This is a genomic window from Streptomyces sp. NRRL S-244 (genome assembly GCF_000717915.1).
Taxonomy (GTDB): Bacteria; Actinomycetota; Actinomycetes; order Streptomycetales; family Streptomycetaceae; genus Streptomyces.
In genome coordinates this window covers 52,719-68,499 of sequence record NZ_JOCX01000001.1, presented here as the reverse complement: position 1 = coordinate 68,499, position 15,781 = coordinate 52,719, and the positions used below count along the sequence as shown (strand labels likewise).

Annotated in this window: 16 protein-coding genes; 9 read left to right on the top strand and 7 right to left on the bottom strand. The window is 71.5% G+C overall.

Annotated elements, in window-relative coordinates:
* The first annotated feature begins 212 nt into the window (after positions 1-212).
* The gene (locus IF02_RS0100330) at positions 213-572 is read left to right on the top strand and encodes a WhiB family transcriptional regulator (protein WP_030152724.1); all 360 of its coding nucleotides are present in this window, start codon (positions 213-215) and stop codon (positions 570-572) included.
* A gap of 105 nt (positions 573-677) precedes the next feature.
* Here the strand turns inward: IF02_RS0100330 and IF02_RS0100325 are convergent, their stop codons facing one another.
* Both IF02_RS0100325 and IF02_RS0100320 read right to left on the bottom strand, forming a co-directional pair.
* Positions 678-2,000: an ArsA family ATPase gene (locus IF02_RS0100325; protein ID WP_030152722.1), complete on the bottom strand. Its 1,323-nt coding sequence runs from the start codon at positions 1,998-2,000 to the stop codon at positions 678-680.
* 17 nt (positions 2,001-2,017) lie between these two features.
* Entirely contained in the window at positions 2,018-2,998 is a 981-nt protein-coding gene (locus IF02_RS0100320; protein ID WP_030152720.1) for an ArsA family ATPase, read from the bottom strand.
* A gap of 72 nt (positions 2,999-3,070) precedes the next feature.
* On the opposite strand from IF02_RS0100320, the gene IF02_RS34170 reads away from it, so the two are divergent.
* The 5 genes from IF02_RS34170 to IF02_RS0100295 all read left to right on the top strand — a co-directional run bounded on the left by IF02_RS34170 (position 3,071) and on the right by IF02_RS0100295 (position 6,003).
* Positions 3,071-3,232, top strand: a complete 162-nt coding sequence (locus IF02_RS34170) for a DUF4177 domain-containing protein (protein WP_007264966.1) — start codon at positions 3,071-3,073, stop codon at positions 3,230-3,232.
* Positions 3,229-3,699 (top strand): RidA family protein, encoded by a 471-nt coding sequence (locus tag IF02_RS0100310; protein WP_030152718.1) that lies wholly within the window; start codon positions 3,229-3,231, stop codon positions 3,697-3,699. The genes IF02_RS34170 and IF02_RS0100310 overlap by 4 nt, the downstream gene beginning before the upstream one ends.
* Positions 3,700-3,974: 275 nt before the next feature.
* Positions 3,975-4,874 (top strand): NUDIX hydrolase, encoded by a 900-nt coding sequence (locus IF02_RS0100305; RefSeq protein ID WP_030152717.1) that lies wholly within the window; start codon positions 3,975-3,977, stop codon positions 4,872-4,874.
* Positions 4,871-5,716 (top strand): MBL fold metallo-hydrolase, encoded by an 846-nt coding sequence (locus tag IF02_RS0100300; RefSeq protein WP_030152715.1) that lies wholly within the window; start codon positions 4,871-4,873, stop codon positions 5,714-5,716. Before IF02_RS0100305 ends, IF02_RS0100300 begins: the two co-directional genes overlap by 4 nt.
* The gene (locus IF02_RS0100295; RefSeq protein WP_030152714.1) at positions 5,713-6,003 is read left to right on the top strand and encodes a hypothetical protein; all 291 of its coding nucleotides are present in this window, start codon (positions 5,713-5,715) and stop codon (positions 6,001-6,003) included. Before IF02_RS0100300 ends, IF02_RS0100295 begins: the two co-directional genes overlap by 4 nt.
* A 103-nt stretch (positions 6,004-6,106) precedes the next feature.
* Here the strand turns inward: IF02_RS0100295 and IF02_RS0100290 are convergent, their stop codons facing one another.
* A complete protein-coding gene (locus IF02_RS0100290) occupies positions 6,107-6,781 on the bottom strand; it encodes a Crp/Fnr family transcriptional regulator (protein ID WP_003981529.1) in 675 nt (224 codons plus the stop codon).
* 358 nt (positions 6,782-7,139) lie between these two features.
* On the opposite strand from IF02_RS0100290, the gene nth reads away from it, so the two are divergent.
* From nth to IF02_RS0100275, 3 genes are all read left to right on the top strand, one after another.
* Positions 7,140-7,925, top strand: coding sequence for an endonuclease III (nth, locus tag IF02_RS0100285; protein WP_106977189.1), 786 nt, complete (start codon positions 7,140-7,142; stop codon positions 7,923-7,925).
* A gap of 169 nt (positions 7,926-8,094) precedes the next feature.
* Complete coding sequence (locus IF02_RS0100280) at positions 8,095-8,859, top strand: NUDIX hydrolase (RefSeq protein WP_030152707.1); 765 nt, start codon at positions 8,095-8,097, stop codon at positions 8,857-8,859.
* Between the two features lie 13 nt (positions 8,860-8,872).
* Positions 8,873-10,075 carry a MarP family serine protease gene (locus IF02_RS0100275; protein WP_030152705.1) on the top strand — a complete coding sequence of 401 codons (1,203 nt, stop codon included), beginning with the start codon at positions 8,873-8,875 and terminating at the stop codon, positions 10,073-10,075.
* Positions 10,076-10,536: 461 nt separating this feature from the next.
* On the opposite strand, the gene IF02_RS0100270 is transcribed toward IF02_RS0100275, so the two are convergent.
* The 4 genes from IF02_RS0100270 to acs all read right to left on the bottom strand — a co-directional run bounded on the left by IF02_RS0100270 (position 10,537) and on the right by acs (position 15,701).
* Entirely contained in the window at positions 10,537-11,499 is a 963-nt protein-coding gene (locus IF02_RS0100270; RefSeq protein WP_030152704.1) for an alpha/beta fold hydrolase, read from the bottom strand.
* Positions 11,496-11,954, bottom strand: coding sequence for a phage holin family protein (locus IF02_RS0100265; protein WP_030152702.1), 459 nt, complete (start codon positions 11,952-11,954; stop codon positions 11,496-11,498). Before IF02_RS0100265 ends, IF02_RS0100270 begins: the two co-directional genes overlap by 4 nt.
* 86 nt (positions 11,955-12,040) lie before the next feature.
* Positions 12,041-13,474, bottom strand: a complete 1,434-nt coding sequence (gene nhaA, locus IF02_RS0100260) for a Na+/H+ antiporter NhaA (protein WP_030152700.1) — start codon at positions 13,472-13,474, stop codon at positions 12,041-12,043.
* A gap of 229 nt (positions 13,475-13,703) precedes the next feature.
* Entirely contained in the window at positions 13,704-15,701 is a 1,998-nt protein-coding gene (gene acs / locus IF02_RS0100255) for an acetate--CoA ligase (RefSeq protein ID WP_199809151.1), read from the bottom strand.
* Positions 15,702-15,781: the final 80 nt, after the last annotated feature.

The window sequence follows — 15,781 nt, the reverse complement described above, 5'->3', positions numbered from 1 at the left end:
ATTCCACCCGAATTGCCGGAATGGTCGGGCATGTCGCCGGATCACTCCGTCGGGTGATCTGCCGCTTACCCATAGTCCGTTCGGACCATTCAAGATTGGGCCCGTCGGGGGTGTTGCACTGTGCTCGCCTTCCGTAACGTCCTCAACTGGCAGCGGTGAATATGCCGCTACCGCCGTGGGGGAGCCTCGATTCGGGAGAGGACGGCGCCGGGATGGGCTGGGTTACCGACTGGAGTGCGCAGGCAGCCTGCCGCACTACCGATCCGGATGAACTGTTCGTTCAAGGAGCGGCACAGAACAGGGCCAAGGCGGTGTGCACCGGATGTCCGGTGCGGACCGAGTGCCTGGCCGACGCGCTCGACAATCGTGTCGAGTTCGGAGTATGGGGCGGAATGACCGAGCGGGAGCGTCGCGCACTGCTGCGCCGGCGTCCCACCGTCACCTCGTGGCGACGGTTGCTCGAAACCGCTCGCACGGAGTACGAGCGCAGTACGGGCATCCTCACCGTGGATGTCGACGCGGACATGGCGGAGATCGACGTCGCGTACGAGACGTACGCGGCAGCGGGGTAGGCCGCAGGCCCCCTCGCGCGGTCCCGCGTACGACCGCCTCGCCTCCGCACCCGGAGGCGCCGCTCGTACGCAGGCATCCGTCGTAGGCATCCGCCGTACGAACGCCTACGCTCCGGCCGGCATCCCGGCCGCGAGTCGCTCTCCGATGGCCCGCAGCCCGGCGAGGTCGTGCACATCGCCGGGCAGGGCGGCCACTTCGGCCACCGCCACCTCGGGGTGCAGCGAGGTGAAACGATCGCGTGTGCGCTGTTCACGCGCGATCACCTGCATCCGCTCGGCGTGCAGACGCAGCAGCCCTGCGGTGATCTCGTCCACATCGGCCCCCGCCGCGTCGGCCCCCGCCACGTCGGCGTCCGCCGCTTCAGCCCCCGCGGCCGAGTCACGAAGTCCAGCATTCCCGGACTCCTGATCGACAATGCCGCCCTCTTCAAGATTCTCTGCGGCGGCCAACGCCCGCTCCGCGGACAGCTGATCGGCACCACTGCCGTGCACCCGGTTCAGTACGAGCCCGGCCAGCGGCATCTTCTCCGCCGCCAGCCGCTCCACGAAGTACGCCGCCTCCCGCAGCGCGTCCGGCTCGGGCGCCGCGACCACCAGGAAGGCCGTACCCGGAGCCTGGAGCAGCCGGAACGTCGCGTCCGCGCGGGTGCGGAACCCGCCGAACATCGTGTCCATCGCCGCCACGAAGGTCTGCACGTCCTTCAGCAGCGAGGCGCCCATCAGCTTGCTGAGCGTGCCGGTCATCAGGGACATGCCGACGTTGAGGAACTTCATCCCCGCGCGGCCGCCCACCTTCGCCGGAGCCATCAGCACCCGGATGAACTTCCCGTCCAGGAAGGACCCCAGCCGCTTCGGCGCGTCGAGGAAGTCCAGCGCGGACCGGCTCGGCGGGGTGTCCACGACGATCAGGTCCCAGTCGTCGCGGGCCCGCAGCTGGCCCAGCTTCTCCATCGCCATGTACTCCTGCGTGCCCGCGAAGCCGGCCGACAGCGACTGGTAGAAGGGGTTGGCGAGGATGGCCTCCGCCCGCTCGGCGTCCGCGTGCCCCTCGACGATCTCGTCGAAGGTCCGCTTCATGTCGAGCATCATGGCGTGCAGTTCGCCGCCGTCCGCGCCGTCCGCGCCGTCCGCGCTGCCGACCCCCTTGCCTCCCTTGCGCCCGTTCACCCCCTTGACCTTGCGCGGGGTGTTGTCCAGCGAGTCGATCCCCATCGACTGGGCGAGCCGCCGCGCCGGGTCGATGGTCAGCACGACCACCTTCCGCCCGCGCTCCGCCGCCCGTACGCCGAGGGCCGCGGCGGTCGTGGTCTTGCCGACCCCGCCCGCGCCGCAGCAGACGATGATCCGCGTCCCGGGGTCGTCCAGCAGCCGGTCCACGGGCAGCCGCGGGGGAGCGTCCATGCCGACGCCGGTCTTCATTCCCGTCATTCCCGTCGTGGCCCCGGTCATTCCTCGCCCGCCTGCTTCCGCAGCTCCGAGGCCAGCTCGTAGAGCCCGGCCAGATCCATCCCCGTGCCGAGCAGGGGGAGTTCGTACGTCGCCACGTCCAGCTGCTCCAGTACGGTGCGCTGCGCGCGCTCCAGCTCCACCCGGCTCGCGTGCTCGGCGGCCTGCGCGAGCAGCGGGTCCACCAGCCGCTCGGCGAGGCCGCCGCGGCGTGCGCCGCCCAGGCCCGCCCGGGACAGCGCCTTGGCCACGTCCGCCCGGCGCTCGCCGGCGGCGGCGCGCAGGGTGTCCTCGTCCAAGTGGTGCGGCCGCACCATGTTGACGACGACGCGCCCGACGGGCAGTCCGGCCTCCTCCAGCTCGGCGATCCCGTCGGCGGTCTCCTGGACGGGCATCTCCTCCAGCAGCGTGACCAGGTGGACGGCCGTCTCCGGGGACTTGAGCACCTTCATGACGGCCTGCGCCTGGTTGTGGATCGGCCCGAACCGGGCCAGCCCCGCCACCTCGTCGTTGACGTTCAGGAACCGGGTGATCCGCCCGGTCGGCGGCGCGTCCATGATCACGTGGTCGTAGACGTAGCGCCCGGCCTTGTCCTTGCGCCGGACCGCCTCGCACGCCTTGCCGGTCAGCAGGACGTCCCGCAGACCGGGCGCGATGGTCGTCGCGAAGTCGATGGCGCCGAGCTTCTTGAGGGCGCGGCCGGCGGAGCCGAGCTTGTAGAACATCTGGAGGTAGTCGAGGAGCGCCCGCTCGGCGTCGATGGCGAGGGCGAAGACCTCCCCGCCGCCCGAAGCGACGGCGATCTTCCGCTCCTCGTACGGGAGCGCCTCGGCCCCGAAGAGCTGTGCGATCCCCTGCCTGCCCTCGACCTCGACCAGCAGCGTCCGTCTGCCCTCGCGCGCGAGGGCGAGCGCGAGTGCCGCGGCGACCGTGGTCTTTCCGGTTCCGCCCTTGCCGCTGACCACCTGGAGCCTGCTCACAGCGTCTGAGCCTAACCACTCGCCCCTCGGGCTGCGCATGAGCCCTCTGTCTCACGCGTTACGCTCGCCCCCATGACCAAGAAGTTCGAATACGCGACGGTCCCGCTGCTGGTCCACGCCACCAAGCAGATCCTGGACACCTGGGGCGAGGACGGCTGGGAGCTCGTCCAGGTCGTGCCCGGGCCGAACAACCCCGAGCAGCTCGTGGCCTACCTCAAGCGGGAGAAGGCATGAGCGGCGTCGTCGAGGCGAAGCTGGCCGAGCTCGGCCTGACCCTGCCGGACGTCGTCCCGCCGCTGGCCGCGTACCAGCCGGCCGTGCGGTCGGGCGCGTACGTGTTCACCGCGGGGCAGCTCCCGATGGTCCGCGGCAGCCTGCCGACGACCGGCAAGGTCGGGGCGGAGGTCTCCGCGGAGGAGGCCAAGAAGCTGGCGGCGGTCTGCGCGCTGAACGCCCTGGCGGCGGTGAAGTCCGTGATCGGCGACCTCGACAAGATCGAGCGAGTCGTGAAGGTCGTCGGCTTCGTGGCCTCGGCCCCGGACTTCACGGGCCAGCCGGGCGTGCTGAACGGTGCGAGCGAGCTGCTCGGCGAGGTGCTCGGCGAGAAGGGCGTCCACGCCCGCAGTGCGGTCGGCGTGGCGGTCCTGCCGCTGGACGCCCCGGTCGAGGTCGAGCTCCAGGTCGAGGTTTCCGCTTCCTGACGCGCCGCCGCTTCCTGACGTGGCGCCGCCTCTTGGCGCGCCACACCCCCTCTTGACGCGCCACTCGCGCGCTTCGGCCCTGGCGGGCCCCACCGGCTTCGTGCCGCTGCGCCGGACTCCGTCCGGCGGCCCGCCGGGGCCGTTCCCGTACCGCCGGGCTCGTTCCCGTACCGCCTCTTCCGGCCCGTCCTGCGTTCGGGTACCGGGTCCGGGCGACCCGGCCCGCCGCCCCGGTGGCTCTCGAACATCGGGCCGGATACCCGTAGCATCCCGTCATGCCGAATGGTCAGTACGGTCAGCAGCAGCCCCCCGCCGGAGGCCAGTGGTACCCGCCGGAATGGCCCGACCGCATCCGCGCGCTCATGGACGGTTCCCTCGTCCCGGTGGAGCCCCGCCGCGCCGCCACCGTCATGCTGCTCCGCGACACCCCCGCCGGACCCGTCGTGCACATGCTGCGCCGCAAGGCCTCCATGGCCTTCGCGGGCGGCGCGTACGCCTACCCCGGCGGCGGGGTCGACCCCCGCGACGAGGACCACCTCGTCGGCTGGGCCGGCCCGAGCCAGGACGACTGGGCAGCCCGCCTCGACACCGACCCCCGCACCGCCCAGGCGATCGTCTGCGGCGCCGTCCGCGAGACCTTCGAGGAGGCCGGCGTCCTGCTCGCCGGCGAGTCCCCCGACACCGTCGTCGGCGACACCACCGGCGACGACTGGGAGGCCGACCGCGCGGCCCTCGTCGCCCGCGAGCTCAGCTTCGCCGAGTTCCTCGACCGCCGCGGCCTGCTGCTGCGCTCCGACCTGCTCGGCGCCTGGGCCCGCTGGATCACCCCGGAGTTCGAGCCCCGCCGCTACGACACCTGGTTCTTCGTCGCTGCCCTCCCGGAGGGCCAGCGCACCCGCAACGCCTCCACCGAGGCCGACCGGACCGTCTGGATCCGCCCCGCGGACGCCGCGGCCGGCTACGCCAAGGGCGAGCTGCTGATGATGCCGCCCACCATCTCCACGCTGCGCTCGCTGGAGCCGTACGGGAGCGCCGCCGGCGCCCTCGCCGCGGCCGCCGGCCAGGACCTGACCCCCGTACTGGCCCAGGCCACGCTGGAGAACGGCGAGCTGGTGCTCAGCTGGCCCGGCCACGACGAGTTCACCAAGCACGTCCGCCCCGGAGGCACCCCGTGACGAATGCGGCCGCTCTGCCCGGACAGCCCAGAGGAATCGTTACCTCAGGGCCCGCCACCGCCCGCGCGGTCAACATCCTGGCCCCCAACGCCTCCGCGATGACCCTGGACGGCACCAATACCTGGCTCGTCTCGGAGCCCGGTTCCGCGGAAGCCGTCGTCATCGATCCCGGCCCCCTGGACGAGGCCCACCTGCGCGCCGTCGTGGAGCGGGCCGAACAGGCCGGCAAGCGGATCGCGCTGACCCTCCTCACCCACGGCCACCCCGACCACGCCGAGGGCGCGGGCCGGTTCGCCGAGCTCACCCGTACCAAGGTCCGCGCGCTGGACCCCGCCCTGCGCCTCGGCGACGAGGGGCTCGGCGCCGGGGACGTGATCCGGACCGGCGGCCTGGAGCTGCGCGTGGTCCCGACCCCCGGCCACACCGCCGACTCGCTCTGCTTCCACCTGCCCGCCGACCGCGCCGTGCTGACCGGCGACACGATCCTCGGCCGCGGCACCACCGTCGTGGCCCACCCCGACGGGCGGCTCGGCGACTACCTGGACTCGCTGCGCCGCCTGCGCTCGCTGACGGTCGACGACGGCGTGCACACGGTGCTCCCGGGCCACGGGCCGGTCCTGGACGACGCGCAGGGCGCGGTGGAGTACTACCTGGCCCACCGGGCGCACCGGCTCGCCCAGGTCGAGACCGCCGTGGAGGACGGGTACACGACCCCCGGGGCGGTCGTCGCCCACGTCTACGCGGACGTGGACCGCTCGCTGTGGCCGGCCGCGGAATGGTCCGTACGGGCGCAGCTGGAGTACCTTCAAGATCACGGACTGATCCCTGGGGGCCCCGAATGACCACCCTGTTCCTGCTGCTCGCGCTGATCGCCACGGCCTCGTGGATCACCTCGACGGTCACCCTGCGCATGAAGGCCCTGGAGCGGCGCTCGGAGCGGCTGGAGCGGCGCCTCGGCCTGGTCCTGGACCACTTCGGCATCGAGGAGCCGGAGCCGGCCGGCCTGGACGAGGTACGGGCGCTCGTGCGCGACGGCCGCACGGTCGAGGCCATCCGGGTCTATCGGCGGATCACCGGGGCCGCCCTGCTGGAGGCGAAGCAGGCGGTCGAGGCCCTGACCGAGGTCTGAGCGCTGCCGGAGACGGATACCCGAATACGGCCGAGCCGCCCGGAGACGCCAGAGGGGCCCCGCCCGACCGGGCAGGACCCCTCCACGCACATCCGGACCGCGGTCAGCGGGACCGCTTCGCCAGCCGCTCCACGTCCAGCAGGATCACGGCGCGGGCCTCCAGGCGGAGCCAGCCGCGGCCCGCGAAGTCCGCGAGGGCCTTGTTGACCGTCTCGCGGGAGGCGCCGACCAGCTGGGCCAGCTCTTCCTGCGTCAGGTCGTGCACGACGTGGATGCCTTCCTCGGACTGCACGCCGAAGCGGCGCGACAGGTCCAGGAGGGCGCGGGCGACACGGCCCGGGACGTCGGAGAAGACCAGGTCGGACATCTGGTCGTTGGTCTTGCGCAGGCGCCGTGCCACCGCGCGCAGCAGCGCGGTCGCGACCTCGGGCCGGGCGTTGAGCCAGGGCTGGAGGTCGCCGTGGCCGAGCCCGAGCAGCTTGACCTCGGTCAGGGCGGTGGCGGTGGCGGTACGCGGGCCGGGGTCGAACAGCGACAGCTCGCCGATCAGCTCGCCGGGGCCGAGGACGGCCAGCATGTTCTCGCGGCCGTCGGGGGAGGTGCGGTGCAGCTTCACCTTGCCCTCGGTCACGACATACAGCCGGTCACCGGGGTCGCCCTCGTGGAACAGGGCGTCACCGCGTGCGAGGGTCACCTCGCCCATGGAGGCGCGGAGCTCCGCGGCCTGCTCATCATCGAGCGCCGCGAAGAGCGGGGCGCGCCGCAGAACGTCGTCCACGAGTCTCTCTCCTATGTCGACCAGCTCAGGGGGACCTGGTCCCCCATTTTGCCGGACGGCTCAAACAGTGCGATCAATCACTACCAAGGATGCCGGACGTACGCGTGTGCTGTGCGGTGAGAGGCCAATCAGAGTGGTGTTACCTGAGGTCCAGGCGGGTGTCAGCGCCCGGCCTTAGGCTGGCCGGGTGTCCAATAAGCCGGTGAGAGCACAGGCCAAGGGGTCCGCAGGAGTGACGGGCGGGCCTAATTCAGCTGTGGGCGAACAAGCCCCCGAGAAGACGCCCGGGAAGCCCCGGAAGGCCCTGCCGAGCCCCCAGGGCAAAGGTTCGGCCAAGAAACCGGAATCGCATCTGGCGATGGTGCGCCGGGCCCGCCGCATCAACCGCGAGCTGGCCGAGATCTATCCGTACGCCCACCCCGAGCTCGATTTCCGGAATCCCTTCGAGCTGCTGGTCGCCACGGTCCTCTCCGCGCAGACCACCGACCTGCGCGTGAACCAGACGACCCCGGCCCTGTTCGCCGCCTACCCGACCCCCGAGGACATGGCGGCGGCCGTGCCCGAGGATCTGGAGGAGATCATCCGGCCGACCGGGTTCTTCCGGGCGAAGGCGCGGTCCCTCCTCGGCCTCTCCCAGGCCCTGCGGGACGACTTCGGCGGGGAGGTGCCGGGCCGGATCGAGGACCTGGTGAAGCTGCCGGGAGTCGGCCGGAAGACGGCCAACGTGGTGCTCGGCAATGCGTTCGGAGTCCCGGGGATCACCGTGGACACCCACTTCGGCCGGCTGGTGCGCCGCTGGAAGTGGACCGAGCAGGAGGACCCGGAGAAGGTCGAGGCGGAGATCTGCGCGATCTTCCCGAAGAGCGAGTGGACGATGCTCTCGCACCGCGTCGTCTTCCACGGCCGCCGGATCTGCCACTCCCGCAAGCCCGCCTGCGGCGCCTGCCCGATCGCCCCGCTGTGCCCGGCGTACGGGGAGGGCGAGACGGACCCGGAGAAGGCGAAGAAGCTGCTGAAGTACGAGAAGGGCGGCCAGCCCGGCCAGCGGCTGAGCCCGCCGCCCGACTACCCGGGCCTCCCGGCGCCGCCGCTGGGCGCGGGCAGGGTGGCAGAGGCGGACGTGTCCGCCCCGACCGCCTCCTGAATGCGGAACACGGAGCGGAACCGGGCGCGGAACGGGGAGCGGAACTGAACGGAGCACGGCCGCGGGCCGCCGCACGGCGGCCCGCGGAGGAACCAATCCGGCCCGGGGCTGCGTTGTCCCCGTATCGGGTCGGCGACGGTGTCGGTGACGGCAGGGAGCAGGGGTGCCTATGACGCGCGGAGCGCGGGACGAGAGCGGTGTGGCCCAGGCGGCCCCGCCGCCGCAGCACGGCAAGCCGCAGGCCCCGTACGAGGGCCGGGGTGCCGGCGCTCCGCCTGTGACCACCCAGGGCCTGCCCGGGTGGCTCGATCCCGTCGTCGAGGCCGCGGTGAAGGTGCGGCCGACCCAGCTCAGCCGGTTCCTGCCGCCCGAGGACGGCCGCGGCCGCCAGTCCGCCGTGCTGATCCTCTTCGGCGAGGGCCCCCGCGGCCCCGAGCTGCTGCTCATGGAGCGCGCCGGAACCCTGCGCTCGCACGCCGGCCAGCCCTCGTTCCCCGGTGGCGCACTCGATCCGGAGGACGGCGATCCGCACACCACCGGCCCGCTGCGCGCCGCCCTGCGCGAGGCCGAGGAGGAGACCGGGCTCGACCCGGCAGGCGTCCAGCTCTTCGGCGTGCTGCCGCGCCTGTACATCCCGGTCAGCGAGTTCGTCGTGACACCGGTCCTCGGCTGGTGGCGCGATCCCAGCCCCGTCGGCGCCGTGGACCCGGCCGAGACCGCCCGCGTCTTCACGGTTCCCGTGGCCGATCTCACGGATCCCGATCATCGGGTCATGGCCGTCCACCCGAGCGGCCACCTGGGCCCCGCTTTCACCGTCGAATCGGCTCTGGTCTGGGGTTTTACCGCCGGAGTGATCGACCGGCTGCTGCATTTCGCGGGGTGGGAGCGCCCCTGGGACCGTTCGAGGCAGGTCCCGCTCGACTGGCGCGCATGAGACGGTGACCCTCGTGAACGTGCTGGACATCCTGTTGCTGCTCGCCGCCGTGTGGTTCGCGATCGTCGGCTACCGCCAGGGGTTCGTCGTCGGCATCCTGTCGGTGATCGGCTTCCTCGGCGGTGGTCTCATCGCCGTGTCCCTGCTCCCGCTGGTCTGGGACCGGGTGACCGACAACGGCACCCAGGTGTCCACCACGGTCGTGGTGATCGCCGTCGTCGTGATCATCGTCTGTGCCTCGATCGGGCAGGCCTTCACCACCCATCTGGGCAACCGCCTGCGCCGCCACATCACGTGGTCGCCGGCGCGCGCGCTCGACGCGACCGGCGGAGCCCTGGTCAACGTCGTCGCGATGCTGCTGGTGGCGTGGCTGATCGGCTCGGCCCTCGCCGGGACGTCACTTCCCACCCTGGGCAAGGAAGTCCGCAACTCCAAGGTGCTGCTCGGCGTCTCGCGGGTGCTGCCCGCGCAGGCCAACACCTGGTTCTCGGACTTCAGCTCCACCCTCGCGCGCAGCGGCTTCCCGCAGGTCTTCAGCCCGTTCTCGAACGAGCCGATCACCGAGGTGAAGGCGCCCGACCCGGCGCTCGCCCGCAGCCCCGTCGCCGAGGCGGCCAAGCGCTCGATAGTGAAGGTCGTCGGTACCGCGCCGAGCTGCAGCAAGGTCCTGGAGGGCACCGGATTCGTCTTCGCGCCCGGCAAGGTCATGACCAACGCGCATGTCGTCGGCGGGGTCGGCGAGCCGACCGTGCAGATCGGCGGCGAGGGCAAGCTCTACGACGGCAAGGTCGTGCTCTATGACTGGGAGCGCGACATCGCCGTCCTGGACGTGCCCAAGCTGAAGGCGCCCGCGCTGGAGTTCACCGACAAGGACGCGGCGAGCGGCAGCGACGCGATCGTCGCCGGCTTCCCGGAGAACGGCGCGTACGACGTCCGCGCGGCGCGCGTCCGCGGCCGGATCAACGCCAACGGCCCGGACATCTACCACCGCGGCACCGTCCGCCGTGATGTCTACTCGCTGTACGCGACCGTCCGCCAGGGCAACTCCGGCGGCCCGCTGCTCACGCCCGACGGCAAGGTGTACGGGGTCGTCTTCGCGAAGTCGCTCGACGACCCGAACACCGGGTACGCGCTGACGGCGGACGAGGTCCGCGACGACATCCGGATCGGGAAGGCCTCCGACCGGCGGGTCGACAGCCAGGGCTGCGCCCTCTGATCGGTACGGGTCCGGTGATCCGTCCGGGTCCGGTGATCCGTCCGGGTCCGGTGACCCGTCCGGGTCCGGGTGCGCCCCTACGGGTGCGGGCGGGCCCGGGGTCCGTACGGGACGGGGCGCGGCTCCGGCTACGTCCGTGGATGCCGCAGGCGCGCCGAGACCCAGCGGGCCCGGCGGCGCAGGATGCGTGGAATCCCGAGTCGGGGGTCGTGGCCGTCCCGGCCCGTCCTCCCGTGCGTGCCCGGCGTCGCTGCCGGGCGGCGTTCGCGTGCGGTGTCACCGTAGTCGTGCGTCCAGCCCATACAACGAGCTGTGCCCGGGCCCCAAGGTCGGTAACCCCGTCCGGGGCGGCCAATTGGCCTATGCGCCGGGCAATTGAATGTTCGTAGGACAGTCGCACTGACGGTTGCTCAGTTGGTCAGCCGGCCGGCTGGCAGCCGGTCAGCTGAGACCCCGTCGGGTCAGCGGCGGTCCGGCTCGGGGTCCTTCAGCCAGTTCACCAGCTCGGTCGAGAAGGCCACCGGATCCTCCTCGTGCGGGAAGTGCCCGAGGCCGTCGAACAGCCGCCACCGGTACGGGGCTTCGACGTACTCCCCGGAACCGGCCGCGCTCCGGGTCCGCATCACCGGGTCGAGCGATCCGTGCAGGTGCAGCGTCGGCACGCGCACCGGCCGCTTCATCCGGCGGTTGAACTGCAGCCCGTCCGGCCGCGCCATCGACCGCATCATCCAGCGGTACGGCTCGATCGAGCAGTGCGCGGTGGACGGGATGCACATCGCGCGCCGGTACACGTCGAGGTCCTCGACCGCGGGCGGCAGGGGACCGGACCAGTCCCGGATCAGCTCGGCCACGAGCGCCCCGTCGTCGGCGACGAGCTGCCGCTCCGGGATGAACGGCCGCTGGAAGCCCCAGATGTGCGAACTGGCCCGGGTCTGGCCGAAGTCGGACAGCATCGCCGAGCGCCAGCGCCGCGGGTGCGGCATCGAGGAGACCACGAGCCGGCGCACCAGCTTGGGCCGCATCACGGCGGCGGTCCAGGCGAGGTAGCCGCCGAGGTCGTGTCCCACGAGGGCGGCGTCCGGCTCGCCGAGGGACCGTACGACCCCGGTGATGTCGAGCGCCAGGTTCGCGGGGTCGTAGCCGCGCGGGGTGCGGTCACTGCCGCCCACCCCGCGCAGGTCCATCGCGACCGCCCGGTACCCGGCGTCGGCGAGCGCGGTCAGCTGGTGCCGCCACGTCCACCAGAACTGCGGGAAGCCGTGCAGCAGCAGCACCATCGGCCCGTCGCCCATCTCGGCGACATGGAACCGCGCCCCGTTGGCGGCGACGTCCCGGTGGGTCACCGCTCGCCCGCCGGGCACGTCGATCCTGACCGCCGTGGCGGCGGTGGGCGGAGTGCTGGAGTCCGGTGAGGGCGCTGTCATGAGGACGAGCGTGCCACACCCACGGCCTGGTCACTCACCGACCGCGGATGCGGCTTGACGGTCGCGACGACCGCCGCGGTCTGCTTGACCGAGGCGATGGTCTTCTCCGGCGGCTTGACCTTCTTGAACTTCGATACGGCGATCAGCGCCAGCAGGCCCGCGAGCAGCAGGAACGCCACGCCGACGATGAGGAACGACCAGGCGAGCCCCAGCCCGAGGTTGTGGATCCCGTACGCCGCGGCGAAGCTCAGCACCGGCAGCGAGAACAGGGCGAACACCCCTGCGATCCCGATGGCGCTGCCGCCGACGCCCACGCGCTTGACGTCCTGGCGGATCTCCGCCTTGGCGAGGGCGATCTCGTCGTGCACCAGGGCGGACATCTCGGCGGTGGCCGAGGCGACCAGCTGGCCGAGTGTGCGCTCGGCTCCTTGCGCCCCTTGGTCCACTGCGCTCATCGCTCTCTCCCTCTGTCATCTGCCGTCGTCTGCTGTCGACGCCTTGCGCGGCGGCTGTCCTTCGCCCGTCACGGCGTCAGTTCAGATCATGCCGGACGGTCGCGCTCGGCGCTGGACCCGGTGGCGGCTTCGAGCGCGGCGGACGTGGCCATCTCGGCCTTGCGGCGGTGTTCCGCGGCCTTCGCCTCGTAGATCTTCGCCATCCGCAGGTGGTACTCCGGCTTGTCCTGCTCGTAGATGTCCGGGATGCCGTCGTGGTCCTCGTCGCGCTCCTCGTCCTCGGTGAGGGCCTTGTACTTGCGGTTGCGGAGCTTGAGCATCACGCTCGCGATGACGGCGGCGATGAGGGAGCCGAACAGGACGGCGGCCTTCACCTCGTCGGTGAGGGTCTGGTCGCCGGTGAAGGCGAGTTCGCCGATGAGGAGCGAGACGGTGAAGCCGATGCCGGCGAGCGAGGCCACGGCGAGTACGTCGGGCCAGGCCAAGTCCTCGTTGAGCGAGGCGCGAGTGAAGCGGGCGGCCAGCCAGGTGCCGCCGAAGATGCCCACGGCCTTGCCGACGACCAGGCCGAGGACGACGCCGAGGGTCTCGGGCCGGGTGAAGACCTGGGCGATGGAGTCGTCGGAGAGCGAGACGCCGGCGGAGAACAGCGCGAAGAGCGGGACGGCCAGGCCGGCGGAAATGGGCCGGACGAGGTGTTCGATGTGCTCGCCGGGGGAGGTCTTCTCACCCTCCTTGCGCGAGCAGCGGAGCATCAGGCCCATGGCCACGCCGGCGATGGTGGCGTGGACGCCGCTGTTGTACATCAGGCCCCAGATGACCAGGGCGAGCGGAACGTACACGTACCAGCCGCGGACGCCCTTGCGGAGCAGGAACCAGAAGACGACCAGGCCGAGGACCGCGCCGCCGAGGGCCAGGAAGTCGATCTCGCTGGTGAAGAACACCGCGATGATCATGATGGCGAAGAGGTCGTCGACGACGGCGAGGGTCAGCAGGAAGGCGCGCAGGGCGGACGGCAGCGAGGTGCCGATGACGGCCAGGACGGCGAGGGCGAAGGCGATGTCGGTGGCGGTCGGGACCGCCCAGCCGGCCATCGAACCGCCGCCGGCCGCGTTGACCAGTACGTAGACCAGCGCGGGTACGGCCATGCCGCAGACGGCGGCGATCACCGGGAGGGCGGCCGCCTTGGGGTCGCGCAGATCGCCCGCGACGAGCTCGCGCTTGAGCTCGATGCCGGCGACGAAGAAGAAGATGGCCAGCAGACCGTCGGCCGCCCAGTGCTGGAGCGAGAGGTCCAGGCCGAGTGAGGCGGGGCCGATGTGGAAGTCGCTGACTTCGGTGTAGCTGGCGGAGAGGGCGGGGATGTTCGCCCACAGCAGGGCGGCGATGGCGGCCACGAGCAGGAGCACGCCGCCGACGGTCTCGGCGCGCAGGGCGTCGGCCACGAAGCGCCGCTCGGGCAGGGAGAGCCTGCCGAGGAACTTGCGGCTGTGGCGGTCGGTGGGGCTGGGCGCGGCCACGGGGGGCACCTCCGGGGTGGGTTGGACGGCATGGCGAAGCACGTTGCCGACCAGACTTCCCGGCGCACCCTGTGGACTTACATTCTTTACGCTTCTAATACTTTACAGGGTTGCGCGAGGACGTATCCGGCGATCTTCACTTTATGTGCGAAAGGGGCATCCGGCGCGACGCGCCGGATGCCCCTCGTCACTCAGTCGGTGCAGCTCGTGCGGTCCGAGCGGTTCGTGCCTAGTCCTCGCTGGAGGCGGACGGCAGCTTGCTCTGGATCAGGTCCATGACCGAGGAGTCGGCCAGCGTCGTGACGTCGCCGACCGCGCGGTCCTCGGCGACATCGCGCAGCAGGCGCCGCATGATCTTGCCCGAGCGGGTCTTCGGCAGCTCCTGGACGGGGACGATCCGCTTCGGCTTGGCGATCGGGCCCAGCGTGGCGCCCACGTGGTTGCGCAGCTCGCCGACCAGGGTGTCGGTCTCCGAGGCGCTGCCGCGCAGGATCACGAAGGCCACGATCGCCTGGCCGGTGGTCTCGTCCTTGGCGCCGACCACGGCCGCCTCGGCGACCGACGGGTGCGAGACGAGCGCCGACTCCACCTCGGTGGTCGAGATGTTGTGGCCGGAGACCAGCATCACGTCGTCCACCCGGCCGAGCAGCCAGATGTCGCCGTCGTCGTCCTTCTTGGCGCCGTCGCCCGCGAAGTACTTGCCCTCGAAGCGGGACCAGTACGTGTCGACGAACCGCTGGTCGTCGCCCCAGATGGTGCGCAGCATCGACGGCCACGGCTCGGTGAGGACCAGGTAGCCGCCACCGCCGTTCGGCACCTCGTGGCCCTCGTCGTCCACGACCGTGGCGCCGATCCCGGGCAGCGCGCGCTGCGCCGAGCCCGGCTTGGTCTCGGTCACGCCGGGCAGCGGGGAGATCATCATGGCGCCGGTCTCGGTCTGCCACCAGGTGTCCACGATCGGGCAGCGGTCGCCGCCGATGTGCTTGCGGTACCAGATCCAGGCCTCGGGGTTGATCGGCTCGCCGACCGAGCCCAGCACGCGCAGGCTCGACAGGTCGAACTTCGCGGGGATGTCGTCGCCCCACTTCATGAACGTACGGATCGCCGTGGGCGCGGTGTAGAGGATGGTGACGCCGTACTTCTGCACGACCTCCCAGAACCGGCCCTGGTGCGGGGTGTCCGGCGTGCCCTCGTACATCACCTGGGTGGCGCCGTTGGCGAGCGGCCCGTAGACGATGTACGAGTGCCCGGTCACCCAGCCGATGTCGGCGGTGCACCAGTAGACGTCGCTCTCCGGCTTGAGGTCGAAGACGGCGTGGTGGGTGTACGCGGCCTGCGTGAGGTAGCCGCCGGAGGTGTGCAGGATGCCCTTGGGCTTACCCGTGGTCCCCGAGGTGTACAGGATGAACAGCGGGTGCTCGGCGTCGAAGGCCTGCGGGGTGTGCTCGGCGGACTGGCGTCCGACGATCTCCTCCCACCAGACGTCGCGGCCCTCGGTGAACGCGGTGTCCTGGCCGGTGCGCCGTACGACGAGCACGTGCTCGACCTGCGGGCACTTGGCGACGGCCTCGTCGATGGCGGGCTTGAGGGCGCTGGGCTTGCCGCGGCGGTAGCCGCCGTCGGCGGTGATGACCAGCTTGGCGTCGGCGTCCTGGATGCGGGAGGCGACGGCGTCGGCGGAGAAGCCGCCGAAGACCACCGAGTGCGCGGCGCCGACGCGGGCGCACGCGAGCATCGCGACGACGGCCTCGGGGATCATCGGCAGGTAGACCGCGACCCGGTCGCCGGCCTGGACGCCCAGCTCGGTCAGGGCGTTGGCGGCCTTGGAGACCTCGTCCTTGAGCTCGGCGTAGGTGATCGAGCGGCTGTCGCCGGGCTCGCCCTCGAAGTGGATGGCGACGCGGTCGCCGTTGCCGGCCTCGACGTGCCGGTCCACGCAGTTGTACGCGACGTTCAGCTTGCCGTCCGCGAACCACTTCGCGAAGGGCGGGTTGGTCCAGTCGAGCGTCTCGGTCGGCTCTGTGTCCCAGGTCAGCCGCCGTGCCTGCTCGGCCCAGAAACCCAGCCGGTCCGCGTCGGCCTGTGCGTACGCAGCCCCTGTCACATTGGCGGCGGCGGCCAGGTCGGCGGGAGGAGCGAATCGGCGCTCCTCCTTCAACAGGTTGGCCAGGCTTTCGTTGCTCACGACATCTCCCTTTCCCAGGGTGTCCGTTGTGTCCCCGGGCATAGCTCATCAGTCAGCGGCCCTGGTGACAAGGGGTAGCCGAAAATTGGTTTAGACCTATATCACGGCCGGGCGGATGTGCA

Excerpts from the sequence above, each read along its gene's own strand:
- IF02_RS0100280 (WP_030152707.1), top strand. The coding sequence starts at position 8,095 with ATGACGCGCGGAGCGCGGGACGAGAGCGGTGTGGCCCAGGCGGCCCCG.
- IF02_RS0100330 (WP_030152724.1), top strand. The coding sequence starts at position 213 with ATGGGCTGGGTTACCGACTGGAGTGCGCAGGCAGCCTGCCGCACTACC.
- IF02_RS0100270 (WP_030152704.1), bottom strand. The coding sequence starts at position 11,499 with ATGACAGCGCCCTCACCGGACTCCAGCACTCCGCCCACCGCCGCCACG.
- IF02_RS0100305 (WP_030152717.1), top strand. The coding sequence starts at position 3,975 with ATGCCGAATGGTCAGTACGGTCAGCAGCAGCCCCCCGCCGGAGGCCAG.
- IF02_RS0100310 (WP_030152718.1), top strand. The coding sequence starts at position 3,229 with ATGAGCGGCGTCGTCGAGGCGAAGCTGGCCGAGCTCGGCCTGACCCTG.
- IF02_RS34170 (WP_007264966.1), top strand. The coding sequence starts at position 3,071 with ATGACCAAGAAGTTCGAATACGCGACGGTCCCGCTGCTGGTCCACGCC.
- IF02_RS0100295 (WP_030152714.1), top strand. The coding sequence starts at position 5,713 with ATGACCACCCTGTTCCTGCTGCTCGCGCTGATCGCCACGGCCTCGTGG.
- IF02_RS0100325 (WP_030152722.1), bottom strand. The coding sequence starts at position 2,000 with ATGACGGGAATGAAGACCGGCGTCGGCATGGACGCTCCCCCGCGGCTG.
- IF02_RS0100265 (WP_030152702.1), bottom strand. The coding sequence starts at position 11,954 with ATGAGCGCAGTGGACCAAGGGGCGCAAGGAGCCGAGCGCACACTCGGC.
- acs (WP_199809151.1), bottom strand. The coding sequence starts at position 15,701 with ATGCCCGGGGACACAACGGACACCCTGGGAAAGGGAGATGTCGTGAGC.
- nth (WP_106977189.1), top strand. The coding sequence starts at position 7,140 with ATGGTGCGCCGGGCCCGCCGCATCAACCGCGAGCTGGCCGAGATCTAT.